We start from the raw sequence: 17,924 nt of genomic DNA on the forward strand, positions 1-17,924 counted from the left end.
AGGAACGCGTGCAAAAAAAAATTTATTTTTTTTTATTCTCAATATTTATTTTAATTATTTTCTATATCTTAGTATATAGGATTTTAAATCCTAATTTAGCTTGGTTGGCATTTCCTATAGGGCTTTTATTTTTAAAATGGATAGAAGTTTCATTAATAAGAGGTTTTTTACTATTAAAAAAAATGCCTAAGGAACGTATTCAATTAAATTTAAAAGCAACAGGATTGGTTTTTCCAGAGAATTATTTTGAAAAAAATTTAAAATATCGAGCCTGTGCTGTAATTGTTTCATTTGGGTTTGTATTTACTTATTTTTTGTGGAATGATTTTGTTACAACTTATAATGAAGTGTCAGATTATTTAAAAGTATCAAAACCTATATTAAAAATTGAATATCCATCTTTTTCAAATTTAAATCCTATGTATTTGTATTTGAATGAAAGCAAAATTGATGTCAGTGTTGATACCTCTTCTTATCTTGAATTTAGAATTGAAAATTTAAAAAGTGAAGATTCTTGGAAAATTCTATTAAAAGAAAATAAATCATCTGGAGTGGAGAAAAGTTTTTCATACAATATTTCTTCTGGAGTATGGTCTTCTTCAGTAGCATCATTGTATGAACAATTTGAAGAGAAAGAAAACGAACATAATATGAATAAAAATTCTAAAAATATTGAGTTTGTTTTATCGAAACAGGATAAGAAATTTTCAGGTGTTATTCATATTTCTCACACTGCAGATCCTACAGTCAAATTAGAAACTCTTGCTGCAGACTATTCGGATAAAGATGTCGTTGTAGGTAAAATTAACTTTACTGTTGATGTTTCCTCTGCTGTTCCTTTAACTTTAGTTGAGTTGTCTGTTAGAACACAATCCGGTTATCATTTTGAGAAGACCTTAGCAGAATTTGCAAATTCAGCAGAATTTCAATTTAAATCATCTGATATTGATTTAGTGACAACAGGAATTCCATTTGTCTCAGAAGATGTGCTTTATGTTAAAGCGGTTGCTAAAACGGTTTTGTCGAGTCTTGTTGGCGAATCTAAAGAACTTGTTTTCCCTGTTAAAACTCCTGTGCAGGTTCGTCAGGAGTTGATTAAAAATCTTGAATCTGCAATGAAAGAACTTAAATCATTAAAAAAAGTAACAGTTGAGCAAAATAATAAATTACAGGAATCACTGTCGCAAGCCGTAAAACTTGCAAGTCAATTGAGTAAGTCAGGAGTTATTAAAAGAAATATTATTGAATCTATGAATTATATTGAAAATATGTCATTTAAAAATGATCAATATTATAATTCCGCATTGGGAAAAATTCAGTCTACTTTAAATATATTAAAAAGACAGCAAAAAATAAATGAAGCCGGTAATTTTTTAGTGCGATTGCAAAGTCTTAAAAATAATATTGTGACATTAAATAAAAGCGAAACCAATGTGATGAATCTTATTTCCGATGCAAATGAACTCACAGAACTTGCTCAACAATTGAAAGATCATTTATTTGAAATGTCTAAAAATGAAACATTTCCCTTATCAAAAAACGAAAAGCTCATAATTGATAAAGTATTAAAAACTGATAAAACACCGCAAGAAATACATGAAACAGCAAAGCATCTTCAACAGAAGAAGTTATCTGAGGCACAACAAGATATTCAATTAGCAGTTGATGAGGCTAATAATCATCTCGGATTTGCTATGCAAATTATGCAACAGGCACGACAAAGAGCTATTCAAGAGGCACGCATTCAGTTGCAAAATGCGGACAATGCTTTAGAAAATTCAAAATTAGCAGCAAATAAAATAGAGACTCTTTTGCAATTTTCTAAAGCAAAAGAGTCTCTTGATAAAACACCTCAATTTGGTGGAGAGTTCAATGAAGCTCTAAACGATGCTAAAAATGCAACAAAAAAGGCGCATAGTTATGTTGAAGAAAATAAATCTTCAGATAAAACGCACGCTACTCAAGTTGCTCAAGAAAATGTTGAAAAGGCAATTTTATCTTTACAAGATGAAGAGGAAAGCGATAAAGATCTTCAGAAAGAGCAAGATGAGCGCGCCTATCGTTCTTCCATGGATGTTTTGGCAGCGCAAGGTGTTCTGGACTCAGGTTGGCGGAAAAAAATTCTTGAAGAAATTTCACGTCTTAAAAGTCAAGGAGAGTCTTCTGATTCTCCTATGATCCGTTATTTGGAAAGTAGGCTTCGTTAATCCATGCGCACGTTTTCAAATCGCTATAAAATTCATGGTGTTTCTTTTCATCACCGCAGTACGCAGTTTGTAGGGCGCCGTGAAAAATCAACATTATCAAAAGCATTTCATTTAGATGATCTTTTAATTCAAATTAAAACTGAATCTCCTATTGCACTTTCTGCAAAAGATATACGTAACTTTTTATGCGATCAGGGGCGAAATGAAATTCATACCCATGTTTCAGAATGCACAGAGTTAATTGCAAAATGGTCGGGAATTGTAAAAATAATGGAACGTTGTTTTCCGCAGCGCCATTTATCTTCTAGTGAATTTTTAGAAAAGTCAGAATTTGATGATGAATATAATTATATTCACAATGAATTAGAAGTTTTTCTATCGGCAAAAAAATTACTTTCCCTGTGGAAGCATCGCCTATTTATTTTTGAAATGATTGTTGAAGCGCAAGATAGCTTAAGATTTTGTAAGTTTTGAGAGAAATAGACTTGCTTATGTATAAAATATTAATTAATTTTTTCTGTTAGTTTTGCCAAAGAACTGTTCATAGAATTATATAATGTAGAAATATTACAATTAATTTCTATTAAACCAGTTTTATCAATTACAATACCATTTTTTCTTTTAATATAAACTTTATAAAAATCATCTCCGCTTCCAGTGAAAATATAATTTTTATTAAAAATTTTATCATTTCTTTCTTGCATTGATTTGACTATGGAAAATAATTCGCTATTTAGCTTTAAAAATGCGATAGGATTTATATCGCCATTTGCTTTTTTTTCACATGCATGTAAGATTTCTGTAAATTTATCGTTTATTCTTTTATAGTTATAAAGTGTTTCTAAATTGTGATAAATATTTTGATATATTTTTTGATCATATTCACTCAAATATAAATACTCACTTGACATTGAAAATGAGAGTAATTTATCCATATTATTTTCAATATTATTTTTAATTTTTATTCCTTCATTTTTATAATATTCAACATTCTTACATGTTTCTTCAATTAACCTTATTTTTTTAAGGTTATCAGTCTCATTGGCGGTGGCATAAAATGGAAACGCGAGTGCGACAATTGAGATCATTTTTTTTATAAATATCAAGATGAAATCCTTTCAATTAAAAATTTTTAAATTGATTTATAATCTAGTTATAAATCTAAAGAATGTGTGACGCATATTAATAAAATTTTATTTTGTCAACGAAATTATTTTTTTATTAATTTGTATTTAAAATTCATTTTTGATATTATTCTCAAAGAAAAAAATCAGTAAAAAACAATAATTTTTTTACTGATCTAAAATCTTAAAGTCAATCCGCCTGTGTAGGATTGATCATAATACGTTGTTCCTGATGGGGAGTTTACTCCTGAAGGAGAAATGCGATATGTTACTTTAATTGCAAAATGTCTTCCTACATGTATTGACAAAGCGGCGCCTGCATTCCAGGTGATATAACCGTAATCGTTTGTTTCTTGTCCATAATAATCTTTAAAATATGAATCTCTGTCAACAATACCACCATATATTGATGGACTTATATTATAACTAAATATACCTAAACTTAAATTTCCATAATTATCAGTTGACTTGTACGATTGAGTTAATTTACCTGCGGGCAGAGTATTTCCTTTACTAATTAAATAATTTTTATATTCATCATTATATGTGTATTGTTCATCTGAAATTGTTTCACCAAAATTAAACTCAAAATAGTTTCCTAAGGGAATACTAATGTCGAGACCGTAAGTTATTTTAGTATATTGATAGCTCGAAGTATAACTATTTGCATAATTTCCATTTAAAGTAATTTCAACAGCATAAATAAATTTAGTGGAATATACAGAAAATAAGAATATAAAAATTATTTTTGTTAAGATGAGTTTAATCATAAAAATTAATTCGATCTCATAATCATTTGGCTTTGTGCAATGGCTGTTTGGCGATTTGTATTATCGATAAGTTTATTGATTTCATCGGTGATATCGGGACTGGGTAACCAAGCTGAGTTTTCCTCAATTTTATTATTTGAGCTACCAGTATAGTATTCCACAATATTTTTTAAAACAACTTCTGTTTGTTTAGGATTTACAGGAAAAACCATAATATTAATTCTGTTACGAAAGAGTCTTCCATCGATAAAAAATTTATCCCAATCCGTTTGTAAATTCATATTTTTTCTATCCATCGCGTGGATAATATAGTTTTGGGAGAGAATGCGCGACATGATTCCAAAAACCATTGCGGGGTGTGCTGAAGTGCGCCAAGTATTTCCGTCAATATGAATTAAAGAAAACATATTGGGGTTTAGAGCTGACAATCCAGGGGTATAGTTTGTATAATTATTTCTTTTATTTTGACTACTTATTGTTCCTTGCGCGAGAGAAGGGCGATTGTTTTCTTTGTTTTGATTTGTGTTTTGTTCATCATTATAATCATCGGGAAAAAAACTATCTAGGAATCCAGATGATTTCCTTTGTTCATTAGCATCATTGGCTCTTTTGGAGCTAGGAGTTAAAAAAGTTGAGCAGCTATTCAGTATGATGAAGCTTAAAAGGCAGAGTATTCTTAATATAATCATACAGGAGCTCTCCCTATATTACGAGATATTTTTATTATCCTGTAATTTGATGCTTGCACTATGGCCAATAATTGCCGACGGCAAATCGGCATTAAGAAACAATTGCCTTATAAAATATCTAAAAAATGTTGATTTTTGCTACAGAGTTGAGAATTTCTTTTACTAAATAGATTTGCCCCATGATGTTTTCTATGATAAGTGGTGCTTTGCTTTTTTCGTGTTCTGAATAATTTACGAAAGGTATCTACCTATGACGAGCTCGACTTCTCCTGGGCTAAGGCTCACAGCGCGCCGCACATTTTTAATGTTATCCCTAAGTGCATTGTCAACAATCGCATATTTTTCAAAATCTGTCGCAGCTGAGAAATCGACTCTTGATACTATAAAAAAGGAAGGCGTTTTAAAAGTTTGTTCTGAATCGGGCTATTTGCCTCTCGAAATGAAAACAGCCTCTGGCAAATGGATTGGCTTTGACCCCGAGATGATGGAAGCTTATGCCAAGTCTATGGGACTTAAGTTACAAATGATTGATACAAAGTGGGATGGTATTATACCCTCTCTTTTGACTGGCAAATGCGACATGATTGCGTCTTCTATGGCAAAAACAAAAGAGCGTGAAAAAGCAGTTACTTTTAGCGATGCTTATTATAGCAACAAGTTTCTCGTTGCCATGAAGGATAACTCTGAAAATCGTAGTAATTTTAAATCATTGAGCGACTTCAATAAAGTTGGACTTAAAATCGCAGTAAAAACGGGTTCCGCCCCTGATCTCTATCTTCAAGACACCAAAGCCCTAGCAAAGGCGCAAATCATGCGTTTTGATGCCGACGCGGACACGGTGAATGCTGTTTTAGGAGGGCGCTCAAATGCTTTTATTTATGACACCCCTTATGTTAAACTCGCCGCTTTAAATAACCCTGGCAAAATTTACATTGTTCCTGAAGGATTTAATGGTGACCACTTTGGTGTTGCTATGCGCAAAAAAGATCAAGAGTTGGCCAAAAGCTTTAATTCTTTTTTAGAGAGTTGGAAAAAAGAGGGAGGCTATGATAAGGCCATGAAGTATTATTTTGATAGCCAAGAATGGATTGCTTTGCTGGATAAATAATCACTGCGTGTTGTTTTAACTCAATTTTTGTTCACAAATCCTCTGCTTGGAAATAAGAAACGCGATGCCAGATAAAAAATTACCCTTATACTACTCCTTTCTGTCTTTTTTCGTAATTGCAGTTATTCTTGCCATAATTGTGCGTAGTTTTTATCAGCTCGATTATAGTTGGGATTTTTCTTTATTGGGTCCCTATATATGGTTACCCTCCACTGATGGTGGTGGTCCCGGCTTGTTTTTAAAGGGGCTTTGGATCACGATTAAAATGAGTTTTGAAGGCATCATTTTTGGTACAATCCTAGGCATCATTTTTGGGATGCTACTGACAACACAAGAAAAAATCGCTAAGTTTGCCGCTTTATTTTATGTAGATATCTTTAGAAATACGCCTGTTCTTGTGCAACTTTACGTTGCTTACTTTATAGTAGGTACAGCATTTAACCTTTCCGGAGCTGTGGCTGGCGTTTTAACTATGAGCTTATTTTGTTCCGCTTATGTTGCTGAAATATTTAGAGGAACCATCGCAAATTTTGAAAAAGGTCAAATTGATGCAGCAAAAGCTTTGGGTTTAAGCCCTTTTCAAATTGCCCGTAAAGTGATTGCGCCACAAGCTCTTCGGACCATGCTGCCTCCTCTTATTGGACAGTTTGTCTCCCTTATTAAGGACAGTTCCTTACTCTCCGTTGTCGCTATTCCCGAATTAACAAAAGAAGCGCAAAATGCTGTGACTGTGACCTTCCGTAGCTTTGAAATTTGGTTTTTTATCGCTTTGCTTTACTTTGTCGTAAATACCATTGTGAGCTCTGTGGGGCGTTACCTTGAAAAGAAATTAAGCGTAAGTCTTAAACATTAATTTGGAATTTTATTATTATGTCTCAAGATGTTGTTGTTAGTCTTAAAAATGTCAATAAAATATTTTACTCAAAAGAAAAAGAACATCACGTTCTAAAAGGCATCAATTTTGAAGTGAAACAAGGTGAGGTGGTTGCGCTCATTGGTCCTTCGGGAAGTGGGAAAAGTACTTGCTTGCGTACTATAAATGCACTTGAAACGATTACTTCCGGTAATGTTGAAGTCTGCGGTATCAATTATCGCGACTCTAAACAATCTCTTCATATGATCCGCCGTAATACGGGTATGATCTTCCAGCGTTTCGAACTTTTTCCTCATATGACGGCAAAAGAAAATGTGGCTTTGGGGCCACAATTGGTTCTTGGGAAATCAAAAGAAGAATCTACACAAATGGCTACAGATTTACTCAAACGTGTAGGACTTTCTGCACATATGGACAAATACCCAAGGGGTTTGTCTGGTGGGCAGCAGCAACGTGTTGCCATTGCAAGAGCTCTTGCTATCAATCCTAAAGTTTTATTATGTGATGAGCCCACGAGTGCACTCGATCCTGAGCTTGTTGATGAAGTTGTTGATATTTTGGTTGATATTGCCAGAACAGGTATGACCATGATTGTAGTGACTCATGAACTTTATTTTGCACAAAAAGTTTCGCATAGAACCATGTTTTTGGAGAGTGGTCTTATTGTAGAGCAAGGTAACACAAAAGAGATGTTTGCCGCTCCTAAAACAGAGCGTCTCCAGACATTTTTAAAACGCATCACTCATCAAACTTAAAGTAAATCGTTTTTAGAAAAAAAGCATGAAACTTTTCTAAGTTCATGCTTTTTTTTGTGATTTTGATTTATCTTTTTTAAAAAAATTCAATGAATCATTTTTTATAATTATATTCATTTTATAATTAATTAACAAAATATTATTTTATAAAATCCTTACTTTATTTGTTGATATTTTAATATAAAATGTTACTTTATTACTGCCCTGTCGCAATTAAAAAAAGGAATATATTATGAAGTTAAAGCATCTTGTGCTCATGGTTTCTATGTTCTCTAGTTCGGTATTTGCGAAATCTTATAATTTAAATACAGTTGTTAATAATACTCATCTTAATAAAATAATAGAAAAATTAATAGAAAAATTTAATGTGGGTGCTGTTGATCCCGCCTATCCTATTGGTTTATCTGGTGCTTTCGAATTAAATGAAGAAAATAGATTGGTCGGAATTCAAATTGAGCATGCTTCCTTTAGAATTTATAAACTCCCATTTAATATAGGACCCTATTCGACTGATTTAAGTATTTCAGCAAATTTTAATAATGGAAATTGTAAAAAAGTTGAATCTTCAACTTCAAAAATAAATTCGGGCAGTCCTACATGGTTAAATTCAACTGTAAATAGTGCATTAAATAATAAACGCAATGAAGTTATTGATATTATCATAGATAATTCAGGGTTATCATTATATTGCAATAGAACTGCTTATCAAATTTATTTTTATTAAAATTTATTTTTACTGACGGGGTTACTCCATGATGATTTTTATGGAGTTTTTTTTATAAGAAAATTTTAATTTCTATATCGTCAAATATTTGACAATTCTGATTATTTTTTGAATTTATTCCAGAAAATTTTTAAATTTTAATATTCAAAAGCTTTACAAATATTTTATTTTTTTTAAATTTAAATTGTTAGAAAAATAATTAAAATTTTACAAATTAAGAGTTATTTTAGAGGAATAATAATTAGTTTTTTTTATAAAATATTATAACAAGTTATAATCTGAATTTTATTTTTGATTCAGATTATAAATATTTTAATTAATTATAATTAATTAAAAATAATAAATAATTATTTGACTGTCTAGTAAACTTATTATAATTAATTAGAAACAATTTAAATATTTTTTTCATGGAGGTTCTATGCTAAAAACGTCGTCATTTATTTTGAATACTTCATTACTTATGTTTACGGCGGTAACAACAGTAAATTTAGCACATGCGCAAGAAGAAGATCAATTTGATACAAAGTTTGTAAAAGCAGATTATAATATTGCTTGCTATTATTATGATACAAATAATAATGCAACCAGTGATAGTCCTTCTCTTATGCTTCCTAGTACAAATATTTTGACAATGGGAGCAAAAATAAATTATTATTGGTCCGTCGATTCTGATTCTGTTTTAGCAAGAAAAACAATATTAACTGGAAAAATTATAGACGGTTTTTTTGTAGAGGAAAATTTGAGTTATGCAGATATTGAAAACCGCTGCAAATTAGCAATAAAAAAAGGAACATTTCTTTCTCCATCAAAAAGTACCTATAAACTTTATGAGTTTAAGGCTTCTACATCCTCATTTGATGGTTACGAATATCCCATACAATTTTTAAAAGGACAGTCGACACAAACAAAAATTAAAAAAGTTGTGATTTTTGGTGATAGTCTTTCTGATAACGGAAATTTAAAACGTTGGACAAAAATATTTCCATACTATCCCTTTTGGCATGGACGTTTTGCCGATGGAATGGTTTGGAATGATTACTTTACAGATAGAACGCATTTGCCCATTTTAAATTTTGCCGTAGGTGGCTCTAAAACCGAAGGTTCAAATGATTACTTTCTTGAAGGGCTTCCTAATAAGTATATTACTGGAATTAGAAATATAATTACAGGAAATTCAAAGCAATACATTGATAAATATCTAACAAATTATCTGACCAGTGATTCTTACGAAACTAAAAATACAAAAATTTCAAATTCGGATGAGACTTTATTTGTCATATGGATTGGAGCCAATGATTATCTTGAAAAATTTGAAAACCAAAAATCTGGAATTGAATTTTTTGAAAATCCTGATGAAGTTGGACATGCTAATTATGTTTATAAAAGAACAGTAAATAATATTATTGATCAAATTAAAATACTTCATAATAGTGGCGCCAAACAATTTGTTGTTATGAATTTACCAGATATTGGCAAGAGTCCTGTGGTGTATGAATCTAATTATAATAAATATTCTGACGATCACAAAAATAAAAACGAATTTTCGTCTAAGCTGACTGAGCTGATAAATAAGCATAATTTTTATTTGCGTTCCTCTTTAAAATTATTACAAGATCAACTCGGTAATACAATAAATATACAGACAATTGATATAGATGATTATTTTAGTCGCATTATGAATAATGAAAGCTTTGATGATAAATCTTATTTTAATTATGGATTTGATCAAATAAATACGAAATATTTAATACCGGGAAATAATGATAAATATTTACAAGATCTTTGTTATAGAGGCGGGTATTTTAAGGCGGCCTTTACAAAAATTGGTCCTGAAACAGTTCAATTTGCAATTGATAATAATAATTGCGTAGATAAAAATGGTGATAGAAATAAATTGGCTATTTTTTGGAATTCTCCTCATCCTACTTCCTATGCTCAATGCTGGATTGGGTATGCCTTTGAAAAGAAATTAGGGGAAGTCGGTTTAGTCAATGTTGAAAAAATAGATATGCCTAAATATATGAACTACTGTATTAGTAATTTAAAGAAATAATAATTAAAAATTCTTTTTTTATGCTTTTGGCGGAGTCGGTTTTGCTGGTGGTGTTTGAGGTGTATTAGGTTTAGGTGGTATGCCCGGCTTCACGGGCATTTTAAGTTTGATTTGATAAAGATAATTATAGAGTAAAGCACCTAAGGCGGCTCCCATTAAGGGGGCAAGCCAAAACATCCAAAGCTGATCCGTTGCCCAATCTCCCGCAAATAAAGCGGGTCCTGTGCTGCGCGCAGGGTTTACCGAAGTATTTGTGACAGGAATGCTTATCAAATGTATTAAAGTCAGACATAATCCTATAGAAATAGGTGCTAATGAGCCCGGAGATTTTGGATCAGTCGAACCTAAAATGACAAATAAAAAAATAGCTGTCATAACAACTTCACAAATAAAGCAAGAAATAGGAGAAAACCCCCCTGGTGAGTGGTCACCATAACCGTTGCTTGCAAAGCCACCAATGCTTGTAAAATCAGCCTTTCCAGAAACAATAATATATAAAATAGCACTAGCAACTATGGCTCCCACAACTTGCGATAGGACATAAGAAGGCAATTCGAGCCAGCGGAATCGTCCTGACACGGCAAGTCCTAAGGAAACAGCAGGATTCAAATGACAACCAGATACCGATCCTAAACTAAATGCCATCGTCAATACGGTGAGACCAAATGCAAAGGAAACACCGACAAAGCCAATCCCCAAATTAGGAAATCCTGCCGCTAAGACAGCGCTTCCACAACCACCCAATACAAGCCAAAATGTTCCAATAAATTCGGCAATCATTTTTCTTATATCGAAGATGAATTTCATATAAATTGGCCTCATCATTTTTTTAAAAGTTATCATTAAAAAAGTTACGTTAATTATTTTTATAAATTAAGCATAATCAAGTGAAGTGAGATCTTCAAGAAAATATGAGTTGGTTTTTTGTTGTCAGATTATAAAATTTTAAATTAAAAATTATTTTGTCATATTAGCAATATCTACAAGAATTTTTTCTGCTAAATCCATTGATAATTGCGTGTCGGCGTCAGATAAAGCAGCTTCTGGGTTTGAATGCACTTCCATAAAAATTCCTTCCACACCCACGGCCAAGGCAGCACGAGTTAAAGGATGAACCATATGACGAAGGCCTGAGGATTTTCCTCCGGCAGCACCAGGAAGTTGTACGGCATGGGTGGCATCAAAAATAACGGCATGTCCTTCTTTATTCATTTCAACAAGGTTACGGAAGTCGACAACGAGATTATTGTAGCCAAAGCAAGATCCTCTTTCTACGAGTATCACTTTAGGATTTCCGCATTTTTGTAAAAAATTTGCAATTTCTATCATTTCTTCAGAAGTTGCCCACTGCCCTTTTTTAATTTGCAAGACTTTTCCAGTGGATGCGGCAGCTACAAGAAGTTCTCGTTGTTTGCAAAGAAATGCAGGAATTTGAATAATATCAACATATTTGCCTGCTTCTAAGGCTTGTGCGCTGGAGTGCACGTCGGTGAGAACGGGAACGTTCAGTTCCTGTCGAATGTGCTGCAGCCATTCTAATCCGGCATGGAGTCCAGGGCCTCGTACGCTCTTTACGCTCGTCCGGTTGGCTTTATCGTAGCTGCTTTTAAAGACATAAGGAAGATTTAATTCAGCGCATTTTGCTTTTAAAAAAGACCCTACTTCAAGACCTAAAGACAACGATTCTAGCATACAAGGTCCTGCAATAATAATAGGACTTTTTCTAGAAAGAGTAATATTATTTGCTATTTTACCATCCCAATTTCCAGGGAATAAATGATTGAGAGACATTATATATTCCTTGCCATACATTGAAGAACTTGATTTTTTTGAATTTGCCCTTTTCCATAATTTTTAATAACAAAAAAAGAAGCATCAAAAACATGGGCAGTCTTAATAAAAGCTTGAATAAAATCGTGATTTAAAAGCCAATGGGGTCTGTGCGCATAAGTGCATCCTTCAGGAGAGAGAAGCTCACTTAAATGAACACCAAAGGGAACAGCTAAATTTTGCATGTAGGCCATGACACGGGGGTCAAGAAGGGCATCGGAATAGCCATTGGACGTACCGCAATCAACTAAAGCAATGGTGTGTTTAGCTCCTATTTTTTCGATGATGCGAGAAATATCCGTAGGAGCTAAAAAGTTTCCTCTTTCAATGAACAGAGGCAATTGGGTTTTTGCAGAGCATTCCAAAATATCGCTTTGGCGACAAATTTCTCCTGGAATATAAAGAAAATCAGAGTACTGTGCGGCAAGTTCAATTTCTGCAGGAGAGCTGACAATGACTCCAAAGGGCTGCTCACGGCTGGCTTGAGTTTGTTTTAATAATTTTTCATTTCTTTTAAGCACGTTTAAATCTGAAGAATCATGGTCAGATGTCAGTTTCCATTCTGCAAAATTATAAACGGGAAAAACATTTTCAGTTTGGGGATTGCTTTGATCTTGTCCATGTTCATGAATTTCAAGTAGAAAATTCTTGTAACGCGAAAAAAATGACATAAAAAAGCCTCCTTGAATTAGGAAGCCTCCTCATTATTAACAGAACTTTGTTCTGTCGTGCTTCCATCTACAATGTCATCTTCTGTTTGTTTTAATATTGCAAGCTTTTGAATGAGATTTCCTAGTACTATCGCTTTTTCTCCCTTGGGATGGACAAAAATACCTCCGGCTCTTTTAAGTTCTTTATCGCACCATTTTACAATGATTTCGAGTTTTAAATATTTTAAAGTAGAGATATTAAATTGAGTAATAGGAATGCGAATTGTAAAGGTGGCTCCGCTTTTAACGTCCCATGTTTTTTCATTCATGAACTCTATTTTGAAGCCGTGCCAGGAAAGATCAAGAACAACAACTTTCTTTTTTGCAATAGGATTCCACTTTTTTATAAAAACATCAGCAACAATGGCCGTTTCGTACCGGGGCTCTTTACGTTTAGGAATTTTTGGAAGCATATTTCTCACCTTTTTGCATATAGTATATCAAAAATATCCTCGCCATAAAATACGTGCCAAGAATTGTTCAATGCATAGAAGGAATAATGAAAATCCTAAAATCCAAGGAAAGGCATCCAGTAAAGGAACTTTTTTTGAGGTAACATAAACTTCTTTGGAAAGATCTTGCGTTGTTGCTGAGAGACTTGGAATTCCATCAAATAAAAATGGATTTTCCAGAGTTTCTTGTGATTTTGCAGTTAAGGGATAAATCGGCCACGATGCGTAACGAAACACCTCCGCGTTTGCCGAGCCTTGTATTAAAGCGAGATCGACAAGAGTATTTGAATTTTTATTGCTATTTTGTATGTTTTCAATGGAATTTATGGAGCCATTCAGATGAATTAATTCTTTATCCATTCGATTTAATTTAAACAGTGTTCCTTTAATTGATTTTTTAGATTTCGATTCGAGAGTCACTTCATTTTCAATTTGGATATCACCTTTACTTTTTACACTTAAGTATTTATCGTTAGCATAGATGCGTGGTCCTGCAATATCGGGAGCTCTTACTCCACTGTCTTGGCGTCTTTGTAGAAATTCAACCATCCAATTAAAAATATATTCACTGCTATCTGATTCTTTCATGCGCAAAGCCATTGCCGTGGTGTCTTGAACTTTTTCTTGAGTGTAGCCATAAAGCCAATCTGATCCTAAAAAGGTTAAAACAATACCTTTTTGAGCGGGCATAGCAAGTAAAACAGGATGATCTCCTTCATTGGTTTTTGCTAAAACCAAAGCCTCTTTTTTAGGCTTACAATTAATTGCTGTGTAATGCGTTACAATATGTGATAAACTATTCATAAAGGATTGTGAGCTAATAAAATTCGACTGATTTGATACCCAATGATAAACATTTTCATTATCCCATTTTGGTTTGTTTTCACATGGAAATAGAGAATTAATTGACTTACTTTCACTTAAAAAAGAGAGAGGTCCCCCTTGAATAACTAGGCGTCCCCCATTTTTTACATAACCCACCAAATTTTCAGATTCTCTATCTCCAAGATAAGTATCAAATAAAAAATTTTGCGCAACAATGCCATGAAAATTTTGTAAACTTGAGCCAAATAACTTGTCTGCGGGAAATTCAATTAAAGATAATTGTGAATTTGGAATAGATTGATCACTATTTGTTTCTCTTAAAATGTAATAACTTAACAAATCTAAATTAGGCCAAAATTTTAGCTTTTGACGCACGGTTCTTAAATTCCAATCGGGACCTACGCTGATATGTAAAAGAGTTGTTTTAGAAAAAACAACCTGAACTGTTGTACTTGCAGAATTAAGCGGTGGATGAGCAAGATTAGATGTGATATCTGCGGTGATAATTTGATTTCCTGTTTTCGTAAAATTAATAGGAATTTGTATAGAATGATTTACCAAACCGTTATCAGGAACGGATATTTGAAATATTTTTGAATTTAAAAATGAATTTCCAGAATGTAAAATAATTTCTGCTTTAATTTCTGATTTTGGCTTTGCTTTACCAATGATATTAACCGATGCCATGCTTTCTTCACCTAAAAAACTTATTCGTGGGATAAAAATATCGGAAAGAACGAGATAATCATCTTGTTTTATATTAAAAGAATTTATCTTTTTTAAGGGAATGAAAAATACCCTATTTTCAATAAAAATAGGTAACTTTTTTAGAGTGGTATTAAATTTTTGTGCATCTTCACCAAACAGTGTGCTATTCGAAATGATAATTGCCGATCCTCTTATTTTTGATATTTGACTAAGTAAGTCTTCGTAATCCTGTGAAGGAAGATTTTCTTTTTGCCCATAATTAATGTATTGAATTTTTACACTATCTCCAAAATTATCTGTTATAATTTTTTGAATTTCATTTTTATCTTTACTTTTTAATAAAATATCTGCTGGTATAAAAATATTAATATAGGAACTTCTTTCATCGGCCGCTTTTTTTAAGATAAAAGGATATATAATTGGTAAAAATAATGCTATTAAAATAACAGATCTTAAAATATATAATATAATTTTTCTCATGGTTCTAATCCAAGATTTCTAATTCTGTTAAGAATTTCAGGAAGCTGAAGTTGATCTTCTTTATAGTCCGTTGTTAAAAAGGCGTACATGATATTAACAAAACTTCTAGCTTTATAATCATGATTTGTTTTATAACAATCTTCTCCTTGTGATATAAACCGAGCATGAGTCACAATTCCAAAAGGAGATTGAGCATTTATTTTCTTTTTTAAGACAAGAATTTTTGTTGATTCTGTTAAACATCCATCAATGCTCTGTAATAAATAAAAACTTCTATAAAACATTCCTCTTTTCTTAGGACTTTCCCAATCAATTCCTAATCCTTGATCACTTAAAGAAAGTAAATTTATAGGAACATTATTATTTCCTTCTAAAATAAAAACTCCTCCATTAGAAAGATGACCTTGTACATTTTTAGCTGTTAAATAAGAAGGATTATCAGTCCACCATATTTCCGCTTCTCCTGGTCTACAAGAATTTGCTTTTAATTTATTTGGTAGAACGATAGTACCTCTTCTTTTTAGAAGGGTGCGAAGTTCATTATATTTTTTTTCAGTATATTCAGGAATATCTTTTGCGCACCAAGCGATGCGAAATGGGGTATTTTCTTGTTCAAATGAGGAATTTGAATTTTTATTATTTGATAAAAAAGGAAAGTTAAACTTATCTAAAGTATTTTGAGCATATGATTTTTTAGTACCAAACAATACCAAAATTAATAGCAGGGCTATGGAATTAATATTCTTTTTTCTCCATAAAAAGAGAAGTAAAATAGATCCTAAAATAGCAGATAAAATAGGAAGTAATGATTCGCTTATGTGTTTATCATTTTGAACATTATTATTGAATAAATTAGAATAGAACGCCTGATTAAATTCATCAGTATTAACATAGACATTATTTTTTTCATTTCGCGATGATGAAAATAAAACCCAACGGTTCTTTTTCTCAAGTTTATAGAGTCCCATTGTAAAGTATTTAGCTTCTATAAAATCTAAAGAATTTAAATCGAGAAGAGATAAAAATTTATCTTGGCCATTTATTTCTGCTTCTTCTAATTTATCGTTTAATTTTGTGGCGTCATCTAAATCAATTTTTATAAAAGATAAATTAGATTGCTTTAAATTATTTGCGGCTTCAAACCAAAAATGCGTCCATGCTCGTGATCTTCCTAATTCTCCATTTGGTGTTGACGTTGTCGTTCTTAAATAGAAAAAAGGTAACGAACTTGCTTTCCAGGCTAATATCGTACCGTCGGCAGCATTATAAAATGGCTTAAAAATTCCTTTGTAAACTCTGGAATCATCAGGGAAAGTCACACCGAGTTCAGCCCCAGGAGGGGGAGGAATGAGATAAAGTGGTAATGGATAAGAACCGCTATCCAATTGAACAGGCACTTTTTTGGCATGATTTTCTTCGTTTAATTCTAGGCTCGCATTGCTTCCCGCTGTATAAACAAGAGTGTCATAATTTGAGTCAAATCCTTCAGGAATCCAAAAAGAAAGTCCGTCGTTCATCGAAGAAAGTATTTGATCATTTATGGGCACAACCCATACTGTTGAATTGCGATATTTCCAAACACTTTTATTTTCAGCAAGTTCATTTGAATCTTTTTCACAGTTTTTTTCAATAAAATCATTTCCAAAAAAGACGACTAAGGTGCGCAAGTTTGAAAAAGAATCAAGCTCTATGGGGCTTGGATAGCGATTTGTGCATCCAATAAAAAGGGGTAATGATTTTTTTATATCCATTGATTTTAAAATATGAATTTGTTCTTCGTTTGCTAAATAACTTTTAATAAAAAAATGGGGTCTTGCTTCTTCTGGGATTCTTGATTTATGGGTATCAAATATAGAAAAAGAGGAACGTGAGTTTTTTCCTTCACCCCAAAGTGAATATAAATCAGTGGGAATAATTTCTTTTTGGATTTTATAATTTTCAATATAGGGAGGTGATTTTATAAGAATGCTATTGTCAAAAAATTTTTTTAATGCATAAAGCCCCTGCAAAGAGTCAATATAGCCATCAGAAAATACAATTAAAGTATTTTTTTTGTTATTGAAATTTTCATTATTATTTAATATTTTTGAAACATCTTCTGGAATTATGGATTGAACAAAAGGGGAGGGAGGCTCTGAAGATTGATTTTCAAAATATTCAACAATTTCTTTTTTAGAGTTTAAACTTATCAATTCATAATTTATTTTGGGTTTTCCATTTTGAATTATAAATGAACTTTTTAATCCAAAATTTTTATAGCCTAAATCGATTATTTTTTCAGCTTCTTTTGACGCAGAAAATTTATTTTCTAAACGACTCAATTTGGCTTGCAATGAAGGATCAACCCAAATTAATGCTGATTTATTAATTGGTAATGATTCTTTTGCATTCTTTTGGGGATAATAGCTGATAGAAAAAGCAATTGTAATTAAAATAATCAAAATGATGGGGATTATAGGTGGTTTCGTTATAGATAATTTATTTTTAACAGAATTTTTATTTTCTTTGCCAAAAAACCAAGATGGAATTTTTCTTTGTTTCATATTAATAACTTGAAAAAAAAGAATAGTAATAGTTAATAATGAAACTAAGCAAGAAATGAATATGAGAAACAT

The 17,924-nt window shown here is 32.0% G+C and carries 16 protein-coding genes; 7 read left to right on the forward strand and 9 right to left on the reverse strand.

Annotation, left to right across the window (positions count from 1 at the left end; translation table 11 throughout):
- The first annotated feature begins 8 nt into the window (after positions 1–8).
- Both AXG55_RS06315 and AXG55_RS06320 read left to right on the forward strand, forming a co-directional pair.
- Complete coding sequence (locus AXG55_RS06315; protein WP_148697286.1) at positions 9–2,207, forward strand: hypothetical protein; 2,199 nt, start codon at positions 9–11, stop codon at positions 2,205–2,207.
- 3 nt (positions 2,208–2,210) lie between these two features.
- Positions 2,211–2,681 carry a hypothetical protein gene (locus AXG55_RS06320; protein WP_148697287.1) on the forward strand — a complete coding sequence of 157 codons (471 nt, stop codon included), beginning with the start codon at positions 2,211–2,213 and terminating at the stop codon, positions 2,679–2,681.
- 29 nt (positions 2,682–2,710) lie between these two features.
- Here AXG55_RS06320 and AXG55_RS06325 read toward each other — a convergent pair whose 3' ends face one another.
- The 3 genes from AXG55_RS06325 to AXG55_RS06335 all read right to left on the reverse strand — a co-directional run bounded on the left by AXG55_RS06325 (position 2,711) and on the right by AXG55_RS06335 (position 4,790).
- Positions 2,711–3,313 (reverse strand): hypothetical protein, encoded by a 603-nt coding sequence (locus AXG55_RS06325; RefSeq protein WP_148697288.1) that lies wholly within the window; start codon positions 3,311–3,313, stop codon positions 2,711–2,713.
- A 194-nt stretch (positions 3,314–3,507) separates the two neighbouring features.
- A complete protein-coding gene (locus AXG55_RS06330) occupies positions 3,508–4,101 on the reverse strand; it encodes a hypothetical protein (protein WP_148697289.1) in 594 nt (197 codons plus the stop codon).
- A gap of 5 nt (positions 4,102–4,106) precedes the next feature.
- Positions 4,107–4,790 carry a hypothetical protein gene (locus tag AXG55_RS06335; RefSeq protein ID WP_148697290.1) on the reverse strand — a complete coding sequence of 228 codons (684 nt, stop codon included), beginning with the start codon at positions 4,788–4,790 and terminating at the stop codon, positions 4,107–4,109.
- Positions 4,791–5,040: 250 nt separating this feature from the next.
- Here AXG55_RS06335 and AXG55_RS06340 point away from each other — a divergent pair, with 250 nt between their 5' ends.
- From AXG55_RS06340 to AXG55_RS06360, 5 genes are all read left to right on the forward strand, one after another.
- Positions 5,041–5,898: a transporter substrate-binding domain-containing protein gene (locus AXG55_RS06340; RefSeq protein ID WP_148697291.1), complete on the forward strand. Its 858-nt coding sequence runs from the start codon at positions 5,041–5,043 to the stop codon at positions 5,896–5,898.
- Between the two features lie 64 nt (positions 5,899–5,962).
- The gene (locus tag AXG55_RS06345) at positions 5,963–6,751 is read left to right on the forward strand and encodes an amino acid ABC transporter permease (protein WP_148697292.1); all 789 of its coding nucleotides are present in this window, start codon (positions 5,963–5,965) and stop codon (positions 6,749–6,751) included.
- Between the two features lie 17 nt (positions 6,752–6,768).
- Positions 6,769–7,527, forward strand: a complete 759-nt coding sequence (locus AXG55_RS06350; protein WP_148697293.1) for an amino acid ABC transporter ATP-binding protein — start codon at positions 6,769–6,771, stop codon at positions 7,525–7,527.
- A gap of 232 nt (positions 7,528–7,759) precedes the next feature.
- Positions 7,760–8,251: a hypothetical protein gene (locus AXG55_RS06355; protein ID WP_148697294.1), complete on the forward strand. Its 492-nt coding sequence runs from the start codon at positions 7,760–7,762 to the stop codon at positions 8,249–8,251.
- A gap of 418 nt (positions 8,252–8,669) precedes the next feature.
- Positions 8,670–10,304, forward strand: a complete 1,635-nt coding sequence (locus tag AXG55_RS06360) for an SGNH/GDSL hydrolase family protein (protein WP_148697295.1) — start codon at positions 8,670–8,672, stop codon at positions 10,302–10,304.
- Between the two features lie 18 nt (positions 10,305–10,322).
- On the opposite strand, the gene aqpZ is transcribed toward AXG55_RS06360, so the two are convergent.
- The 6 genes from aqpZ to AXG55_RS06390 form a co-directional block, all read right to left on the reverse strand.
- On the reverse strand, positions 10,323–11,111 hold the full coding sequence (aqpZ, locus tag AXG55_RS06365; protein WP_233231420.1) for an aquaporin Z: 789 nt from the start codon (positions 11,109–11,111) through the stop codon (positions 10,323–10,325).
- Between the two features lie 150 nt (positions 11,112–11,261).
- Entirely contained in the window at positions 11,262–12,095 is an 834-nt protein-coding gene (gene kdsA, locus AXG55_RS06370; RefSeq protein ID WP_148697296.1) for a 3-deoxy-8-phosphooctulonate synthase, read from the reverse strand.
- Positions 12,095–12,805, reverse strand: coding sequence for a DAHP synthetase I family protein (locus AXG55_RS06375; protein ID WP_148697297.1), 711 nt, complete (start codon positions 12,803–12,805; stop codon positions 12,095–12,097). The genes kdsA and AXG55_RS06375 overlap by 1 nt, the downstream gene beginning before the upstream one ends.
- A gap of 17 nt (positions 12,806–12,822) precedes the next feature.
- Positions 12,823–13,257 (reverse strand): hypothetical protein, encoded by a 435-nt coding sequence (locus AXG55_RS06380; RefSeq protein WP_148697298.1) that lies wholly within the window; start codon positions 13,255–13,257, stop codon positions 12,823–12,825.
- A 27-nt stretch (positions 13,258–13,284) separates the two neighbouring features.
- Complete coding sequence (locus AXG55_RS06385; protein ID WP_148697299.1) at positions 13,285–15,309, reverse strand: hypothetical protein; 2,025 nt, start codon at positions 15,307–15,309, stop codon at positions 13,285–13,287.
- The gene (locus AXG55_RS06390) at positions 15,306–17,924 is read right to left on the reverse strand and encodes a hypothetical protein (protein WP_148697300.1); all 2,619 of its coding nucleotides are present in this window, start codon (positions 17,922–17,924) and stop codon (positions 15,306–15,308) included. Before AXG55_RS06390 ends, AXG55_RS06385 begins: the two co-directional genes overlap by 4 nt.

The sequence above is a fragment of the Silvanigrella aquatica genome (assembly GCF_001907975.1).
GTDB classification, from domain to species: Bacteria; Bdellovibrionota_B; Oligoflexia; order Silvanigrellales; family Silvanigrellaceae; genus Silvanigrella; species Silvanigrella aquatica.